General features: G+C 42.0%; 16 protein-coding genes. All 16 read left to right on the top strand.

All coding sequences use genetic code 11. The annotated features are described in order from the left end of the window. Positions 1 to 5: 5 nt before the first annotated feature. The 16 genes from AB5170_RS15200 (at position 6) to AB5170_RS15125 (ending at position 18,222) form a co-directional block, all read left to right on the top strand. Positions 6 to 155: a hypothetical protein gene (locus AB5170_RS15200; RefSeq protein WP_368361740.1), complete on the top strand. Its 150-nt coding sequence runs from the start codon at positions 6 to 8 to the stop codon at positions 153 to 155. A 157-nt stretch (positions 156 to 312) separates the two neighbouring features. Beyond that, positions 313 to 1,389, top strand: a complete 1,077-nt coding sequence (locus tag AB5170_RS15195; RefSeq protein ID WP_195379361.1) for a M42 family metallopeptidase — start codon at positions 313 to 315, stop codon at positions 1,387 to 1,389. Between the two features lie 365 nt (positions 1,390 to 1,754). After that, a complete protein-coding gene (locus tag AB5170_RS15190) occupies positions 1,755 to 1,928 on the top strand; it encodes a hypothetical protein (protein WP_173770183.1) in 174 nt (57 codons plus the stop codon). Between the two features lie 36 nt (positions 1,929 to 1,964). Further along, positions 1,965 to 4,025: an ATP-binding protein gene (locus tag AB5170_RS15185; RefSeq protein WP_195379360.1), complete on the top strand. Its 2,061-nt coding sequence runs from the start codon at positions 1,965 to 1,967 to the stop codon at positions 4,023 to 4,025. Between the two features lie 300 nt (positions 4,026 to 4,325). Then, positions 4,326 to 5,648, top strand: a complete 1,323-nt coding sequence (locus AB5170_RS15180; RefSeq protein WP_195379359.1) for an MATE family efflux transporter — start codon at positions 4,326 to 4,328, stop codon at positions 5,646 to 5,648. A gap of 116 nt (positions 5,649 to 5,764) precedes the next feature. Then, positions 5,765 to 6,451: an MBL fold metallo-hydrolase gene (locus AB5170_RS15175; RefSeq protein WP_195982854.1), complete on the top strand. Its 687-nt coding sequence runs from the start codon at positions 5,765 to 5,767 to the stop codon at positions 6,449 to 6,451. Continuing rightward, a complete protein-coding gene (locus AB5170_RS15170) occupies positions 6,448 to 6,804 on the top strand; it encodes a VOC family protein (protein WP_148463109.1) in 357 nt (118 codons plus the stop codon). Before AB5170_RS15175 ends, AB5170_RS15170 begins: the two co-directional genes overlap by 4 nt. Before the next feature lie 55 nt (positions 6,805 to 6,859). Further along, positions 6,860 to 7,318: an Lrp/AsnC family transcriptional regulator gene (locus tag AB5170_RS15165; RefSeq protein WP_173717985.1), complete on the top strand. Its 459-nt coding sequence runs from the start codon at positions 6,860 to 6,862 to the stop codon at positions 7,316 to 7,318. A 522-nt stretch (positions 7,319 to 7,840) separates the two neighbouring features. Next, entirely contained in the window at positions 7,841 to 9,076 is a 1,236-nt protein-coding gene (locus tag AB5170_RS15160; protein WP_148463107.1) for an ROK family transcriptional regulator, read from the top strand. Positions 9,077 to 9,228: 152 nt separating this feature from the next. Beyond that, the gene (locus AB5170_RS15155; RefSeq protein WP_148463106.1) at positions 9,229 to 10,194 is read left to right on the top strand and encodes a substrate-binding domain-containing protein; all 966 of its coding nucleotides are present in this window, start codon (positions 9,229 to 9,231) and stop codon (positions 10,192 to 10,194) included. 97 nt (positions 10,195 to 10,291) lie between these two features. Further along, positions 10,292 to 11,791 carry a sugar ABC transporter ATP-binding protein gene (locus AB5170_RS15150; RefSeq protein WP_148463105.1) on the top strand — a complete coding sequence of 500 codons (1,500 nt, stop codon included), beginning with the start codon at positions 10,292 to 10,294 and terminating at the stop codon, positions 11,789 to 11,791. Beyond that, positions 11,784 to 12,770: an ABC transporter permease gene (locus AB5170_RS15145; RefSeq protein WP_148463104.1), complete on the top strand. Its 987-nt coding sequence runs from the start codon at positions 11,784 to 11,786 to the stop codon at positions 12,768 to 12,770. The genes AB5170_RS15150 and AB5170_RS15145 overlap by 8 nt, the downstream gene beginning before the upstream one ends. 30 nt (positions 12,771 to 12,800) lie before the next feature. Next, a complete protein-coding gene (locus AB5170_RS15140; RefSeq protein WP_148463103.1) occupies positions 12,801 to 13,640 on the top strand; it encodes a transketolase in 840 nt (279 codons plus the stop codon). Positions 13,641 to 13,644: 4 nt separating this feature from the next. Further along, a complete protein-coding gene (locus AB5170_RS15135) occupies positions 13,645 to 14,586 on the top strand; it encodes a transketolase family protein (protein WP_148463102.1) in 942 nt (313 codons plus the stop codon). Positions 14,587 to 14,611: 25 nt separating this feature from the next. After that, entirely contained in the window at positions 14,612 to 16,267 is a 1,656-nt protein-coding gene (locus AB5170_RS15130; RefSeq protein ID WP_148463101.1) for a ribulokinase, read from the top strand. 383 nt (positions 16,268 to 16,650) lie between these two features. After that, positions 16,651 to 18,222 carry an AAA family ATPase gene (locus AB5170_RS15125; RefSeq protein ID WP_148463100.1) on the top strand — a complete coding sequence of 524 codons (1,572 nt, stop codon included), beginning with the start codon at positions 16,651 to 16,653 and terminating at the stop codon, positions 18,220 to 18,222. Positions 18,223 to 18,306: the final 84 nt, after the last annotated feature.

Below are 18,306 nucleotides of genomic sequence, written 5' to 3'. Positions count from 1 at the left end.
CCATCATGGCTTCTTTTGATCAGAAGCTCCGTAAGTTATATCTGATGGAAATCCTGCTGGAACGTACCGATGATGAACATATGTTAAATGCATCGGAGTTGTGCACGGTTCTGGATCAGGAATGGCCGACTGATAAAGTGGCACTATCTCGCTGACTTAAAGCAATTTATCACATCGAGTTGGAATTGTTGACAATCATATTGGCCTAGACTATACTTGTTTTATCAAGCACGGCTCGAAAATTCTGTATTGTCAGAAAAATAAGTAGATGTTGAGTTCAAGAAAGTAAAACTTTCATAAAGAGGTGTCAGAATGGATAAAAAAACAACGTTGGAAATGATTGCAGCAATTTCAAATGCAAACGGTACATCAGGCTTCGAAGATGAAGTGGTTGCTGCAATTCGTCCTTATGCAGAAGGACTCGGAGAAATTACAGAAGATCGCATGCGCAACCTATATATCCGCCGTAAAGAAAATAACGGCAAACGTCCGGTTGTTCAGCTTGATGCACATAGTGATGAGGTTGGCTTTATGGTGCAGGCTATCTGCCCGAACGGAACTCTCCGCATCATTCAGATCGGAGGTTGGGTGAACCACAATATTCCCGCTCATAAAGTCCTGGTTCGTAACCGATTCGGAGAATATATTCCAGGTATTACTGCCAGTAAGCCTCCGCATTTCATGACAGAGCAGGAGCGTAAAGCACCTCTGGATATGAAAGATATCACGGTAGATGTTGGCGCTGTTTCTAAAGAAGAGGCGGTTGAAAAGTTCGGCATTCGTATCGGTGAACCGGTAGTGCCAGATGTGACATTTACATATTCAGAAACCACAGATCTGATGGTGGGCAAGAGCTTTGACTGTCGTCTGGGATGTGCGGCAATTCTTAAGACCATGCATACTCTGGCTGGTCAGGATTTGAATGTGGATATTGTTGGCGCTTGTGCAGCACAGGAAGAAGTTGGTGTACGTGGTGCCACTGTGACAGCACAGGTAATTAAGCCGGATATCGCAATTGTTTTTGAAGGCTGCCCGGCAGATGATACGTGCGTTGAGCAGTATATGGTTCAGACGGCTATTAAGCGTGGCCCGATGCTTCGTCACATTGATTCACGCATGATCACCAATCCGCGTTATCAGAGATATGCGCTTGATCTGGCAGAAAAGCTTGGCATTCCGGTTCAGGATGCAGTTCGCAGTGCTGGTTCAACCAATGGTGCAGTTATACATCTGACTGAAAAAGCAGTTCCGGTCATCGTTATTGGTGTTCCGGTTCGCTATGCGCACACACATTACGGAATTTCAGCTTATGCTGATTTTGATAATGCGGTTAAGTTGGCATGCGAAATTCTTAAAAGATTTGACGAAGAGCAGATTATGAGTTTCTAAAAAAATATAATGATGTGCTGAAAGCGACAGGTATAACGGCAACTGCCGAAAAAGGATATGCAAAGAAACGCATCACAGTTATTTAAACTTTTATGTGACAAACGTAACTGTCTGTGATATTATGAAAGTGGTATAGGCGAAAATGACTTTTGCAGAAACGAAAGTATTTTCAAATTTTATTTAAAAATATACTTATTCTAATGAATAAGTGAGAGGTCATATAGATACGGGACGGTATGAGTACAAAGAACATTACCAGTGAACAGTAATGTAGGAGAACAGTTCGAACATATGTATCGGCTGTTCTCCTTTTGTTTTCAGGCATTAATGGGGGAATATTTTCTATATAAGTGTTGGGAGATTTTATGGAAAAGTTTAAGGCAAATGATAATAAGAATGAAGAACATGAGATTAATTACAGACAATTTAATAAAAAGCTGGAACTTCTGAATCAGATTCTGTCTCTGATATCAGACATTAATCAGGCATCGGATGAGAAAGAGATAGATACCATTCGATTTTATTGCACAGCCCGCTGAAAAACAGTTGGAAGAAAACATAATGAGGAAAATTCAATGAAAATAAATAATACAGCTGCTAAACCTATTAAGAAATACTGCTATATTGTCGGCCTCCTCTCTTTCTTGATCGCGTTTTTTGCGTGTAGTCAGATGCTCAGATATCAGGAAAAAGAAAAAAAAGCATCGGGAATCTATATGGCACAAAGTACGATAAGGAGAGTCAAGGCAAAGCTGGACAATTATATAACGATTTCTGATCTTCTTGGAAACTATATCATTGATGGATCGGATATGGATGAAAACACTTTTTCAGAACTGGCAGAAAAGATCCCAAATGAGGATGGTGTGGTAAAGGCATTTGAGCTGGCACCGGAAGGAATCATAACCGAAATCTATCCTATGCAAGGAAATTCAGAGGCTCTTGGACTGGATGTACTGGGGGAACATGAACGGAAAAAGGATGCAGCTCTGGCTAAGGAAACCGGGGAGTATACACTTGGCGGCCCCTATCAGTTAAAGCAGGGAGGAACCGGAGCATTACTTTTTAAACCGGTTTATCGAATCGATGATTCCGGAGAGAGTAGTTTCTGGGGATTTGTACTCCAGGTGATTGACTGGGATCGTTTTATGAGTGACATAAATCTGCAATCCTTAAGTGAGGCGGATTTCAGTTATAAAATCTGGTCTTATGACAGAAGCAGTGGAGATAAGGTTATTTTTGCCCAGAGTCAGGACGATATGCCGGAAGACAGCCTGACGATAGAATGCGAGATCCCGAATAACACATGGTATTTTGATATTGTGCCTTCGAATGGGTGGATCCCGGTTTCATACTGGCTCCTCGCTATTGCCGCTTCTTATATATTTTCATTATTGGTCGCTACAATTTATTATCAGATATCCAGCAAAAAGCACAGAGAAAAACAATATGCAGCTGATCTTAAGAATGCAGCGGAGCTGGCGAAAAGTGCAAACGAAGCAAAAACGCGATTTCTGTTTAATATGAGTCATGATATACGGACGCCGATGAATGCGATCATAGGTTTTTCCGGATTACTGGAAAAGAATCTTCAGAACGAGGAAAAAGCAAAGGAATATCTGGGAAAAATCTGTTCTTCCGGAAATCTGCTGATGACGATCATTAACCAGATCCTGGAGATAGCCCGTATTGAAAGCGGTACTACAGCGCTGCAGATGAAAGCTGAGGATATAAACACAGTATTTCATACGGTAAACACAGTATTTGAGGAAGATATAAGGAAGAAGAACCTGCAGTATTCGGCAGATTTGGATGTATATCATACGTTTATCTTTTGTGACAGAGTGAAACTTCAGGAGATAATGCTGAATATTATCAGCAATGCAATAAAGTACACGTCCGATGGGCATGCGGTCCATGTAAAGATATATGAGAAAGATTCAGAGGATCCCCGGAAAGCCCGGTTTATTTTTAACTGTGAAGATACAGGCATTGGCATGAGCGAGGAATATCTTCCACATATCTTTGAAGAATTTTCCAGAGAGCATACAACCACAGAGAACAAGGTCGCGGGTACAGGACTGGGCCTTCCTATTGTGAAATCCATGATTGAGCTGATGGGAGGAAGCATCCAAGTAGAGAGCACGCAAGGTGTCGGGACAAAATTCACGGTAGATATTTCTTTTGATATGGCATCAGAATCGGATGTATATAGGGATCAGATATCTGAACAGCCAGATATATTAGAAAAGCTGGAAGGAAAACGTATTCTTCTTGCAGAGGATAATGATCTGAATGCAGAGATTGCGATAGAACTGCTTGCGGAACAAAAGATCATTACAGACCGTGCGGAAGATGGAGCAGAGTGTCTGGATAAGCTGGAGAAAGCAGATTCCGGATATTATGATATGATTCTTATGGACATTCAGATGCCGGTGATGGATGGATATGATGCTGCAGCCAGGATACGCAGAATGAAAGATGAGAAGAAAGCCTCCATCCCCATTATTGCAATGACGGCTAACGCCTTCGCAGAGGACAGGCAGAAGGCAATATCAATGGGAATGAATGATCATGTGGCAAAACCAATTGATATGAATGTACTTTTACCGGTGATAGCAAAGCATATAAGGTGAAAGATCAGTGTTACTGTTCATTGGTAACGTTCCGCGAGGTGTTTTTTGTGAACAAAGTTCACAGAAAACCCGAGAATCTCAGCGCGAAATCATGCGAATGCATGATTTCTGTGCATCGCGAAGTGTGTTACTGGTCACGGGGTGAACCGTAACTAAGAGTAAACGGCGACTTGACTTATTAGTTGCAACCACATATAATTGTTTCGGAACGTAACTTAAAACTTACATTTCGAATACATGAATAAATTCCTATGAAGGGAAGAATAAATGAAATTATGAAACCTGTGGAGGCATATGATAATGTCAAAAGATGAGTATTTAATCACAGATGCGCCTCTTAAAGCGCTGACGGTCTTTGCAATGCCGATGATTCTCGGCAGCTTTTTTCAGCAAATATACAATATGGCTGATTCCATTATCGTCGGTCAGTTTGTGGGCTCCTCCGCACTTGCAGCTGTCGGTGCATGTGCAGCGCTGACCAATGTTTTCATTTGTGTGGCACTGGGTGCCGGTGTGGGTGCCGGTGTGCTTGTGAGCCGCTATTTCGGTGCCAGGGAGTATGGAAAAATGAAAACCATCGTGTCAACGTCTTTGCTTAGCTTTTTGATCCTAAGCATAATCCTTGGTATTTTTGGCTTTAGCTTTTCCCATTGGATGATGAGCGCGTTACAAACCCCTGCAGATATAATGGATGACGCAGTGCTGTATTTGCGGGTCTATTTCGTGGGTTTTCCGTTTTTGTTTATGTACAACATTCTTTCAACGATGTTTACTTCCATAGGCGAATCAAAAATTCCACTGGGACTCCTGATATTCTCGTCAGTCTTAAATATTTTTATGGATCTTTGGATGGTGGCTGGTCTTGATCTCGGCGTGTTCGGTGCGGCGCTTGCAACCTTGATTGCACAAGGCATTTCCGCCGTGTTTTCGCTTCTGATTTTCTTATATCGGATGCGACGATATAAGAGCTCTTTTCAACGATTTGACTGGCGGGAGCTGCATTCCATGCTTCAGATTGCGGTTCCATCAGTTCTCCAGCAGTCTACAGTGTCTATTGGTATGATGATCGTGCAGGCAGTTGTAAATCCTTTCGGCACACAGGCGCTTGCGGGATATGCGGCGACGATGCGGGTGGAGAATGTTTTTTCCCTGATTTTTGTATCCATCGGCAATGCAGTTTCGCCATATGTTTCACAGAATCTCGGCGCAAACAAACCCCAGCGTATCAAAAAAGGCTACCAGGCTGCATTGGTATTGGATGTGTGCTTTGCAGCCATTGCCTTCATCGTCATTGAAACGCTACATACGCAAATTTCCTCGCTGTTTCTTGGTAAAGACGGAACCGCCCTGGCCTATCAGGTATCCGGGGATTATATGAGATGGCTTGGTTATTTCTTCATTTTTATGGGAATCAAAATGGCAACCGATGGAGTCCTTCGTGGTCTCGGAATCATGCGTCCGTTCCTTATTGCAAACATGGTAAACCTGGCGATTCGCCTGTCTGTTGCCTTGATTTTTGCACCGCGTTTTGGTATTGAATTCGTCTGGCTTGCTGTACCAGCAGGTTGGTTTGCGAACTTTTTAATATCCTATGTGGCGCTCAGGAGATCATCAAGTCTATAGTATCTGGCTGTATTTTGCAGAAAGTTTTTTTTAAACATGCTATAGAAAAATGTTTTTCATTGGACGTGCTGCTTCAGAAATAGCTGAAAGAGAACGCGGGAAATGAAGGAGGTATCATGAAAATTACTTACATTAATCACAGTGGATTTTTAATTGAGACCAGAGACTGCTACTATATTTTTGATTATTACAAGGGTGAATTGCCGCACCTTGACAAGGAAAAAGAAGTAATCGTTTTTTGCAGTCATTTCCACGAGGATCATTTTAACCCACAAATCTTTGGGATTCTTGATGATATGGGGATGACTTATCAGGCAGTCCTGGCGAATGATATACGAAAAAGGAATCATTTATCGGATCTGAAGATCACATATGTTTATCATGATCAGACTTATAATCTGGATAATGGTACTGAAGTTGATACCTTGCTGTCTAACGATAGTGGTGTCGCATTCATTGTCAGAACAAAGGAAGGCACCATTTATCATGCCGGCGATTTAAACGACTGGTACTGGGATGGTGAGCTGAAAGCTGGCAACCAGAGACTTACTTCTGCATATCGTGCAGAGATCAGGAAAATTAAGGGTATGCATTTTGATGCTGCATTTGTTCCCTTAGATCCGAGGCAGGGAGATCACTATGCTGACGGGATCCTGTATTTCCTTAAAAATGTAGATTGCAATGTCATTTTTCCAATGCATTACTGGAATGATGCCAGTGTAATTAAGCGGTTCATTACTGAATATCCGCAATATAAGTCACGCATTAAAAACACAGAATGTACAAAAGGAGAAGAAGTATGAAATTTAAGATGATTCACGAAAACTACAATGTGTCAGACCTGGACCGATCTATTAAATTTTACAATGAGGCCCTTGATCTGCACGAGGTAAGAAGAAAGACTACAGATGATTTTATCATCGTGTATCTGAGCAATGATGTAAGTGATTTTGAGCTGGAGCTTACCTGGCTTAAGGATCATCCACAGCCATATAATCTGGGTGAATGCGAATTCCACCTGGCATTCCAGGCGGAGGATTACGAGGCGGCGCACAAGAAGCACAAAGAGATGGGCTGCATTTGCTTCGAAAATGAAGCAATGGGAATCTATTTCATCGTAGATCCAGATGGCTACTGGCTTGAGATTGTGCCGTAAAGCTGGTTGGGAAATCGAATAAAGCTGGCGTATATTATTTTACAGGAGGGCACTTATGTACCTGGATAATTTAGATGAACTGGATCAGAAGATTATCCAGTTACTTATAGAAAATGCACGTATCTCCTACTCGGATATCGGTGAAGAAACTGGCATTTCCAGAGTGGCAGTAAAAGCCCGGATTCAGGCTATGGAGAAAAAAGGGATAATTGAAGAATATACAACAATAATAAATCCTCAAAAAATCAGTGGGGCTGTATCCTGTTATTTTGAAATTGAAATAAAACCAGATCATTTGTCACAGGTGACGGATATTTTATACAAAGATGATACAGTCACACAGATTTATCGTGTCACAGGAAGAGATAAATTGCATGTACATGCAGTTGCTTCATCAAGTGATGAAATGGAACACTTCCTGCACAACGTCATTGATACACTGCCCGGCATTATCAGCTGCAGCTGCAATACAATCTTATCACGGATTAAGGATATTAAAGGGTTACGGTTGTAGAGGTCAAATTGAGGTGGAACACTATGGCTTCTTTTGAAGAGAAGGAGGATAAATTTTATTGTTATTATTTGCAATTACAGTGTAGGTAAAATAAAAGGCAATGAACCAGAAATGGTTCATTGCCTTTTGTGCGGTATGGATTATTTTAATTTTTGTTATTCATTGCCCATATTTTCTTTCTGCCGTATAATAGAACTAATCAGATTAGAATTCAAATGATGAACACACAAAAGATTTTCTATGAACACAAGTTTATAACCAAATGAACGGAAATGGGAACCTTTATAATTGCATAATGTTCAACAAATGAACTCTACGTGACAAAAATAGAAAAATATAAAACATGCACAAACTTAATACACGAAATTTGTTCATTAATTTAACACAAAATGATTGACTACTAGGGGGATTTGCGTTAATATAATTAATACAAGGAGACGAGAAATGAACATTACAGAGTGTTAATGATTCGAACACATCAGTCTTAAGTTTAATAAAAAAACACAAAAGGTAGGGACAGCAATGAGACGTGGAATGAATAGCATGGAGATGCAGAAGAACAATCGGATCCTTGTTTTTAAAACTCTTCAGGAGAAAGGCATGATGACCAGAGCAGAGTTAGCCGTAGAGTTAAACCTGCAGAAAGCAACGATCACCAACATTATCAATGAGTTTTTTGAAATGGGGATTGTTGAAGTAAATGGTGAGACTGCCGCTGGACGAAGAGGTGAGAAGCTTAATTTGAAACTGGATGACATTTATACAATGTCCATAGGAATTACCCGTAAGGATTACCAGTTGGCGATTTTTGATCTTAGCGGCAATATGATCAAACACAGCTGCTGCAATTTTCAAAAAGAGAATGGCTTCCGGGAAATTGTTGAAAACCTGAAAGCCGATGCGGTGAAAATGGCAAATGAATATGGAAATAACCGTATCCTAGGAATTTGTCTGGCAGTGCCTGGACTGTTTATCAACAGACCGGAGAAGAACGAAGAAATCTTCATGGTTTCCGAATTCGAAGAGCTGAGCCAGATCAATGTGAAAGCTGAACTTGAAAAAGCACTTGGCAGAAAGGTTATGATCAAGCATGACGCCAAACTTTCCGCTTACGCAGAATGGAGATGTGCAGAGGAAATCAAAGGTCAGGAGCGGGGAAGTCTGGTAGTGGTACGATCCAGAGGATTTGGTATTGGTACTGGATGTGTTGTAAATGGGAATATTATGAATGGTCATTTGGGGCTTGCCGGTGAAGGTGGTTACATGGGAATCAATTATAACCAGGCAAGGGGAAATAAAGGAACCTTTGAATATTGTGCAGGTTCAGAAAGCGCGGCGCGATATGTGAAAGAAAGGTTATTCGAATTTCCAGACACTATTTTAAATGAGAAAAGTACATATCTGGATGTATTTGATGCATACCGGAAAGGGGATGCGCTGGCCACATGGGCAGTACATAAAGTAGCCTGGATGCTGGGATATGGAATTGCCAATATTATCTATCTGATCAATCCAGATTGCATCATTATTGGACCTGATTATCCGGATACAAAAGATTTTGTAAACAAAATCCGGGAGGCTATTCGAAATTTTGTACCTGCATTTGTGGAAGAAAATGCTTCTATAAGATATTCAAAAATCAGTCAGGAATCTTTCCTGTTGGGTGGATTTTACTATACATTTGATAATCTCTGCAGAAGAGATAATATATTTGATCTGATCCGAAGCGCTAAGGATGCGCGGTGGAAACCAGCCTGAAATCGGGCAGTGAAACATGTACTGATCATCTGATTATAACAAAATATGGGAACCTGCTAATGGAATCCGGAGTCCATGAACATCTTTTCGAAAAGTTATAATCAGAAGATAAAATAAATGAGCAGAAACGTAAAAAAAGGAGAAGAATCGAAATGAAAAAAAGAAATCTCGCATTAGCAATGGTACTGGCAATGGCAATGACAACAATGGGAAGCGCAACTGTATTTGCAGACGATGCATCTGATGATGCAGCTGGAAACGACTACACAATCGCATATGTACCGACCACAATGAACAACCCATTCTGGACCGCAATGCTTGGCGGTATCAAAGAAGAGATGGAAGCAAAAGGAATGGACGTTGATTCCCAGCTTGTAACAGTTGATGCAAACAGCGATCAGGCAACCATGAACAACTACGTAAACGACTTAATCGCTCAGGAAGTTGATGCGATCATCCTTGCTCCTATGGATTGTACAGCAGTAACAGAGGCTCTTCAGGCTTGCGAAGATGCTGGAATCCCGGTTATCAACGTAGACACAGCAGTTGATGCATCCGACAAAGTTGTTAGTATTATCGCTTCCGATAACTACAAAGCAGGTGTTGAGTGTGCAAAAGATATGATGAGCAAACTGGACGAGGGTTCCAAGATCGCAGTTATGGATCAGCCATCCGGAACAGCTTGTGTACAGCGTGAGCAGGGCTTCCTTGATACAGTTGGTGATTACTTCGAAATCGTATCTACAACAGATACAGAAGGTGACACAGCTAAGACAATGACAGCAGCAGAAGATGTTTTAACAGCTGATGATGACCTTGCAGCATTCTTCTGCATCAATGATATGGGCGCTCTTGGATGTGTACAGGCCGCTCAGGCAGCAGGCAAAGATGACATCCTGATCTATGGTGTTGATGGTAACCCGGACTTCATGGGATATGTTGCTGACGGTTCTGCTACAGCTTCTGCAGCTCAGCAGCCATCTGTAATCGGACAGAAAGCTCTTGACGCAGCAATCGATACTCTGGAAGGTAAAGAAGTAGAGCATGACCAGACTGTAGACGTAGTTCTGATCAACAAAGACAATATTGCTGATTTCGATGTAACAGATTGGCAGTAATCCATAATCCGTTATTGTCTCGAAATATCGGAAGACAGGAATGAAAACTGGCTGCCAGAGAGTGAAATCTCTGGCAGTTTTTCAGAGGAGCACAAATATGCAAAAAGAACTTTTACGTATGGAAAACATAGTAAAAACTTTCCCCGGTGTTAAAGCGTTGAATAATGCAGCAATCACAGTTCACGCCGGAGAGGTTATGGGATTTATGGGTGAGAACGGAGCCGGTAAATCCACACTGATGAATGTTCTGGGCGGTGTTTTTCCGGCTGATTCAGGAGACATTTATATTGAAGGAAAAAAAGTAGCAATCCATTCAATTCATGAATCTCAGGCTCTGGGAGTTGCATTTATCCATCAGGAACTTGCGCTGGAGCCATATCTTACAATTGCAGAGAACATCTTTCTTGGAAGAGAGATGAAGAACTCTTTTGGTATGGTAAGTAAAGATAAAATGGCAGAAGCCGCAAGACCATTTCTTGAGAGAGTTGGTCTTGATGTAGACCCAAATGAATTTGTAGGAAGACTTTCTATTGGACAGCAGCAGATGGTGGAAATTGCAAAATCATTTTCACTGAATGCGAAGATTTTAATTTTGGATGAACCGACATCTTCTCTTTCTGAAAAAGAGGTAGATGTGTTGTTTGATACAGTACGAGACCTTAAGAAACAGGGAATGGGCATTATCTTCATCACACATAAGATGGCAGAGGTATTCCAGCTTTGTGATGCAGTTACCATTATGCGAGATGGAGAATTTATGGGAGAACGTCAGTCAGCTGAATGTTCAGAGAGTGAGCTGATTTCCCTGATGGTAGGTCGGGACCTGGGTAACTACTATGTTCGTACTTATAATAAACCAGGCGACATCATGATGGAAGTTAAGAACATTAATGCAGGAAAAAGAGCAATCGACTGCAGCTTCCAGGTAAGAAGCGGAGAGATACTTGGTTTCTACGGACTGGTAGGGGCCGGAAGATCTGAGCTTATGAAAGCAATCATGGGACTTGATCCTATGGATTCCGGAGAGATTTATCTGAACGGAGAAAAAACAAAGAAACATGATCCGGCGTACATGCAGAAACATGGTATTGCCCTTGTTCCAGAGAGTAGAAAGACAGAAGGTCTTTTGTTAAACAATACCATCAAGTTCAATACTACACTTGCTGTACTGGATCGTTTCATTAAGAATCTGGTAGTAAATACCCGAAAAGAAGATGAGATCACAGAGGACGGAATCGAGAAACTTCACATTAAGACTCCTTCATCTCTTGTAAACTGTTCTACTCTTTCTGGTGGAAATCAGCAGAAAGTACTGCTGGCGAAATGGCTGGCTACTGATCCGAAGATTCTGATCCTGGATGAGCCGACTCGAGGAATTGATGTCGGTGCAAAAGCAGAGATTTATACCATCATCAACAACCTGGCGAAACAGGGACTGGCAATCATTCTGATTTCTTCAGAGATGCCTGAAGTAATGAACATGAGTGACCGAATGATGATCATGAGAGAAGGTCACATCATGGGTGAGTTAAGTCACGATGAGTATGATCAGGAACGGATTTTGAAGTACGCTATGGGGGTATCCAACAATGAATAATAAAAAATCACAGAGCTACGTAGGCCGGGCTGTAAAAAACTATTTTTCCCAGAACTGGGGAATCTTATTAGGCTTAGCAATTCTTTGCGTAATCTTTTCCATCTTTGGAAATAACTTTTTGACACAGAAAAACATTCTTAACCTGTTAAGAACATGTGCAACAAACTGCTTCCTTGCAATCGGTGTTCAGATGGCAATCATCCTTGCTGGTATTGACCTGACCGGTGGTGCACTTGCAGCGTTGAGTGGTGTTATGACCGTTGCAGCTTTCCAGTGGTGGGGATTCCCGGTACAGCTTGCTGTTCTTATGGGTATTCTGATTGGTGTTGTAATCGGTTTACTGAATGGTGTAATTGTTGCTTACACAGGAATCCATCCATTCGTTGTAACACTGGCAATGCAGTCCCTCTGTCGTGGTACTGCTTATCTGGTAGCAAACGGATCTCCTGTAACAGCTTATGGTAACGATGGTTTCGCAAAAATCGGACAGGGTTCTCTTGGACCAGTTCCGCTTCCAGTTGTATATATGATCATTTTCCTGATCCTGGACTATTTCTTCCTTAATAAAACCCAGACAGGACGTCATATCTATGCAGTTGGTGGAAACGAAGTATCCGCTCGTTTCTCCGGTATTAATGTAAAGAAGATTAAAATTCTTGTATGGACAATCAGTGGTGCGCTTGCTGGCTTCTGCGGTGTAGTTCTTGCTTCCCGTCTTGCTTCCGGACAGCCATCCACAGGCGAAGGTTATGAGACAGATGCGATTGCAGCAGCGGTACTTGGTGGAACCTCTTTCTTCGGTGGTACAGGTTCTGTAGGTGGACTTCTGATCGGTGTTCTGATCATCGGACTTATTTCAAATGGATTAAACTTAATGCATGTCAACTCTTATTGGCAGTTTGTATTAAAGGGAATTATCATCATCGCAGCAGTTTATGTTGATATGGTGAAACAGAAAAAACAGAACGCAGCAAAATAATCATATAAATTCAAAAAGGAGACTAAACAAATGGACAGCAAGAAGAAAAAAGAGTTGGAGTTATGGGCTGCAAAAATTCGTAAAACAGCTTTGCAGACAATCCAGACTGCAGGTTCCGGACATATTGGAGGATCTTTCTCCATCTGTGATATTATGTCAGTACTGTATTTCGACAAAATGAATGTAGATCCGGCAAACCCGGACAAGCCAGACCGTGACAGACTTGTTCTTTCCAAAGGACACTGCTCACCGGCAATGTATGCAACATTAGCTCTCAAGGGATTTTTCCCGGTAGAACATCTTTCTACATTCCGTAAACTGGACAGTGATCTTTCCGGACATGTAGAGATTCATGTGCCAGGTGTTGATATGTCTGCGGGTTCTCTTGGACAGGGACTTTCCACGGCTCTTGGAATGGCTATGTATGCAAAAGCAAATAAGACTGGAAACCGTGTATTCTGTATCATGGGAGATGGTGAAATTCAGGAAGGCCAGGTTTGGGAAGCTGCTATGTGTGCAGGCTTCTATAAAGCTGATAATCTGATCGCATTTGTAGATAATAACAATCTTCAGCTGGATGGCTCTCTGGAAGAAGTTATGTCTCCATACCCGATCGGTGACAAATTCAAAGCATTTGGCTGGAATGTGATCGAAATCGACGGACATGATGTAGAGCAGATCGCAGACGCTGTAGAGCTTGCTTCTGTAGTAACCGGAAAACCTACTGCAATCGTAGCACATACTATTAAAGGCAAAGGCGTTTCCTTATTTGAAAATAATGTTGACTTCCACGGCGGACAGCCAAAACCGGAACAGTGGCCGGCATGTTTTGCTGAATTGGATGCTAGACTTGCGGAACTGGAGGACTGATAAAATGGGAGAGAATATTTCAACAAGAGTAGCATATGGACGTGCATTAGCTGAATTTGGTGCAGATGAGAACATCTATGTATTTGACGCAGACTTAAAGAAATGCACCATGACACTTTATTTTTCAGAGAAATATCCGGAACGTTTTTACAACATCGGTATTGCTGAGGCAAACATGGTAGATGTTGCAGCTGGTTTTGCAACATGTGGAGCAACTGCTCTGGTACATACATTCGCTATTTTTGCAGCAGGCCGTGTTTATGACCAGGTAAGAAACAATGTCTGCTATCCAGGATTAAATGTAAAGGTAGTAGGAAGCCACGCTGGCCTTACAGTTGGTGAGGATGGTGCAACCCATCAGGCTCTTGAGGACATCAGCCTTATGCGTACAATTCCGGGAATGACTGTAATTGTTCCATGTGACGCAAATGAGACTCGTCTTGCAACAAAGGCTATGCTTGATTTCCAGGGACCATGCTATTTCCGTACAGGGCGTCCGGCAGTTGAGTGTGTAACTGATACAATTGAGAATTACTCATTCGAGATTGGCAAAGGCGTACAGCTGAAAGATGGTAAAGACGTTACAATCATTGCATGTGGCCTTATGGTTCAGGAAGCTCTGAAAGCACAGAAACTTCTGGAGGCTGAGGGAATCAGTGCAAGAGTTATTGATATGCATACAATTAAACCGATTGACCGTGATATCATTCTCAAAGCAGCAGAAGAGACCGGTGCAATTGTTACAGCAGAAGAGCACAATGTGATCGGCGGACTTGGAGCAGCTGTTGCAGAAGTTCTGGTTCAGAACAAGAGTATTCCGACTGAGTTTGTTGGAGTTCAGGATACATTTGGACATTCCGCTTCTCCGGCAGAACTGCTGAAACATTACGGATTAACCCCTGAGAATATTGCTGAGAAAGCAAAGAAAGCAATTTCCAGAAAATAATTACAGGAAAGAAACGGTTAAGCAAATGGCAGAAAGTTATGTAATTGGAGTTGACTTCGGAAGTGATTCTGTTCGTGTGCTTATTGTAAATACAGAGACTGGGGAAAATGTTGGACAGGGTGTTGCCTGTTATCCACGTTGGAAAGCTGGACTCTATCAGCATCCGGAGCACAGCATTTTCCGCCAGCATCCATTAGATTATCTGGAATCTTTGGAAAAATGCATTACGACAGCACTGGCAGAGCTTACCGAAGAGCAGAAAGATCATGTGATTGGAATTGGAGTGGACACTACTGGTTCCACTCCGGTTCCGGTAGATAAAAATGGAACTCCGCTGGCGCTGCTTGATGAGTTTGCAGAGAATGAAAACGCCATGTTTTTCCTCTGGAAGGATCACGCTGCAGCTGCTGAGGCGGACGAGATAAACAAGTTATTCAGAAACAACAGTGAGAATGACTATACCAAATACCAGGGAGATTACAGTGCGGAATGGTACTGGGCAAAAATCCTTTATGCAGTGAGACATGATGAAGCAATCCGCCAGGCAGCTTATACCTGGGAGGAGCATTGTGACTGGATGACTGGTATTCTTTGCGGGGAAACAAGACCGGAGAAAATTTACCACAGTGCGTGTGCAGCTGGTCATAAGGCTTTGTGGCACAGCGAGTGGAACGGTCTGCCGGCAGCTTCTGTTCTGGAACAGCTAGATCCGTATCTGGTACAGGTTCGCGAGCGGTATGGAAATGCACCGCAGCCGTCTACTGTGAAGGTTGGAACTCTTTGTCCGGAATGGGCTAAGAAACTGGGATTAAAAGAGAGTACTGTGATTTCAGGAAGCTCTTTTGATGCTCATGCAGGCGCTGTGGGTGCTGGTATTCAGAAGAAGACTTTTGTATGTACGATGGGAACTTCTTGTGTGGATATGTTCGTGGAGAAGCCGGAGAACCTGAAGGGAAAAGATATTCAGGCGTACTGTGGACAGGCTGAGAATTCCATTTTGCCTGGATACGTAGGCGTGGAGACCGGACAGGCGGCTTTTGGAGATATATTTGCATGGTTTAAGAGGCTGTTGGAGTGGCCGCTGGCAGAACTTGCAGCTGATGAGAATTCTGGTATTTCAGATGAACTATACAAAAAAGTCGAAGATCGGATTTTGATTATGCTGCAGAAGAAGGCGGAAGAACTTCCGGAAGAGCCATTCCCAATTGCACTGGACTGGTTTAATGGGCGCCGTTATCCAAATACAGACGATTTCCAGAGATCTGCCATTTCCGGATTATCGCTGGGAATGGATGCGCCGTATCTCTACCGCAGTCTTGTGTTTGGAGCCGTATGTGGTCTGTACCGTCTGATTGAAGGTTTCGAGAAACAGGAAATTGATATTGAAAAGGTGATCGCGGTAGGTGGAATTTCCAAGAAATCACCTTATGTTATGCAGATGTTGTCTGACTTAAGCGGACGTGAGATACACATTCTGGACAGTGACCAGACATGTGCACAGGGAGCCGCTATGTATGCCGCTGTGGGAGCTGGAATTTACGAGACATTGGAAGTGGCAGCAGAGCATATGGCAGCGAAATGTATTAAGATTTGCAAACCGGATTCTGAGAAGAAAGACTGGTATAAGAAACATTACCAGGAGTATCTGAAACTGGCAGAAGCGGTTAATAAATTAAGTTGAAGATAGAAATTGCTATAAAATTTTGAAAAAACCTCGGAAAATGCAGGCTGGTATTCAGGAAAGGTGAGTACCGCCTGTATTTTTGGCTTCTTTAATAGTGCTGTCGCCGGTTGGCAAGAATAGTGTGAAAGAATAATTGTAATATTGTTTTAATGTTTACGGCAACAAGATATCAGAAAAGATGGTGTAATTAAACTTTGCGAAATGAAGTTTATAGACGAACCCTTTCTCAAACACATTCTAAAAAGAGAATGGAGATCAAAGTGTGGCGCACATCTTGCGAAAATCCTTTTCAAACAGGCTCTAAGGTAGTCAAAAGCAAAAAAATGTTATATACTTACGCTATAAGAATATGGAAACGGATAAGGACACAGGAGGTAACCATGGGCAGATATCTGAATCCGGGAATGGAGAGCTTTGAAAAAAGCGTAAATTCTGAAATCTACGTAGATAAAACTGGTTTGGTCGGATACACGAATCGGGTAATGAATACAGTGCAGGGATATGTCTGCGTCAGCCGCCCGCGGAGGTTTGGAAAATCCATGGCTGCGAATATGCTTACGGCATATTACAGCAGAGGCTGTGATTCCAGAGAAATATTTTCCAAATTTGAAATATCCGAGAGTCCTGATTTTGAAAAGTACAGAAATAAGTATAATACCATTTTTTTGAATATGCAGGAGTTTCTGAGTAGAAGCGATAGTGTTGAAGCATTGGTTGACCGGGTAAAAAAACTTGTTTTGCGGGATCTGAAGCGAGAATATCCGGATGTGGATTATTTTGACGATACGGATCTGGTGGAATCCATGCAGGATATTTATGAGACTGAGAAGTGTCCATTTGTTGTTATTATAGATGAGTGGGACTGTATTTTCAGGGAGTTCAGGCAGAATAAGGAAGCACAGGAGAAATACCTGGATTTCCTGAGAGACTTGCTGAAGGATAAGGCATGTATTCACTTAGCGTATATGACGGGTATTTTGCCAATAAAGAAATATGGAACCCATTCTGCATTAAATATGTTTGATGAATTTTCCATGATAAATCCAGGCCCTCTTGCACCGTATGTGGGTTTTACTGAGGTGGAAGTGGAATATCTGTGCCATAAATACAGGATGGATATGGAAGAAGTAAAAGCCTGGTATGATGGATATTCATTTTCTATGGCGGCATCTGTTTATAGTCCGCGTTCTGTTGTAAACAGTATGCTCTTCGGAAAAATAGAGAATTACTGGAATCAGACGGAAACATTCGAGGCCCTGCAGGTTTATATTGATATGAATTTTGATGGCCTGAAGGATGATGTTTTGAGCATGATTGCAGGGGAAAGGATTCCGGTTAATACGGGAAGCTTTACCAACGATATGACAACCTTCCGAACAGAGGATGATGTATTGACATTGTTGATTCATCTGGGGTATCTGGCTTATGATTCGGAGAATAAGGTGGTGAAGATTCCGAATAATGAAGTGCGAAATGAGTATGTTAACAGTGTAGCTGCATCGGACTGGGGCGAGGTATCAATTGCGCTGAAGCAATCTGCTGACACGTTAAATGCAATCTGGCAGAGACGGCCACAACAGGTTGCGGAAGGAATACAACTGGCTCATTTTGAAACGTCTCATATTCAGTATAATGATGAAAACGCCTTGAGTTATACGATTTCTCTTGCTTTATATGCTGCAAGGAATTTTTATACAATGCACAGGGAATTGGCTGGCGGAAAGGGATTTGCGGATATTGTATTTATTCCACGTAAGAAATTTCAGGATAAACCGGCACTTGTGGTAGAGCTGAAATGGGACAAGAGTGCAGATGGGGCAATCAGCCAGATTAAAAGAAAAGAATATTGCAGAAGTCTGGAAGAATATGCTGGAAATGCACTTCTGGTTGGAGTGAATTACAATAAGAAAACAAAATTACATGAATGTATGATTGAAGAGTATAAATTTTGAAATATAAGATATAAAAATGTATATTGATCGAGGCTGTCAGGAGTGTGAACGGACAGCCTCGATTGTTTGTGACTTTCTCGATGT

It is taken from the genome of Ruminococcus sp. RTP21484sp1_RTP21281st1_A8_RTP21281_210402 (assembly GCF_040914025.1).
GTDB lineage: Bacteria > Bacillota > Clostridia > Lachnospirales > Lachnospiraceae > Blautia_A > Blautia_A faecis.
This window is presented reverse-complemented; position numbering and strand designations above follow the sequence as displayed.

Coding starts and splice junctions, on each gene's coding strand:
- AB5170_RS15170 (WP_148463109.1), top strand. CDS start 6,448: ATGAAATTTAAGATGATTCACGAAAACTACAATGTGTCAGACCTGGAC.
- AB5170_RS15190 (WP_173770183.1), top strand. CDS start 1,755: ATGGAAAAGTTTAAGGCAAATGATAATAAGAATGAAGAACATGAGATT.
- AB5170_RS15135 (WP_148463102.1), top strand. CDS start 13,645: ATGGGAGAGAATATTTCAACAAGAGTAGCATATGGACGTGCATTAGCT.
- AB5170_RS15175 (WP_195982854.1), top strand. CDS start 5,765: ATGAAAATTACTTACATTAATCACAGTGGATTTTTAATTGAGACCAGA.
- AB5170_RS15130 (WP_148463101.1), top strand. CDS start 14,612: ATGGCAGAAAGTTATGTAATTGGAGTTGACTTCGGAAGTGATTCTGTT.
- AB5170_RS15180 (WP_195379359.1), top strand. CDS start 4,326: ATGTCAAAAGATGAGTATTTAATCACAGATGCGCCTCTTAAAGCGCTG.
- AB5170_RS15200 (WP_368361740.1), top strand. CDS start 6: ATGGCTTCTTTTGATCAGAAGCTCCGTAAGTTATATCTGATGGAAATC.
- AB5170_RS15160 (WP_148463107.1), top strand. CDS start 7,841: ATGAGACGTGGAATGAATAGCATGGAGATGCAGAAGAACAATCGGATC.
- AB5170_RS15145 (WP_148463104.1), top strand. CDS start 11,784: ATGAATAATAAAAAATCACAGAGCTACGTAGGCCGGGCTGTAAAAAAC.
- AB5170_RS15150 (WP_148463105.1), top strand. CDS start 10,292: ATGCAAAAAGAACTTTTACGTATGGAAAACATAGTAAAAACTTTCCCC.
- AB5170_RS15155 (WP_148463106.1), top strand. CDS start 9,229: ATGAAAAAAAGAAATCTCGCATTAGCAATGGTACTGGCAATGGCAATG.
- AB5170_RS15195 (WP_195379361.1), top strand. CDS start 313: ATGGATAAAAAAACAACGTTGGAAATGATTGCAGCAATTTCAAATGCA.
- AB5170_RS15185 (WP_195379360.1), top strand. CDS start 1,965: ATGAAAATAAATAATACAGCTGCTAAACCTATTAAGAAATACTGCTAT.
- AB5170_RS15165 (WP_173717985.1), top strand. CDS start 6,860: ATGTACCTGGATAATTTAGATGAACTGGATCAGAAGATTATCCAGTTA.
- AB5170_RS15140 (WP_148463103.1), top strand. CDS start 12,801: ATGGACAGCAAGAAGAAAAAAGAGTTGGAGTTATGGGCTGCAAAAATT.
- AB5170_RS15125 (WP_148463100.1), top strand. CDS start 16,651: ATGGGCAGATATCTGAATCCGGGAATGGAGAGCTTTGAAAAAAGCGTA.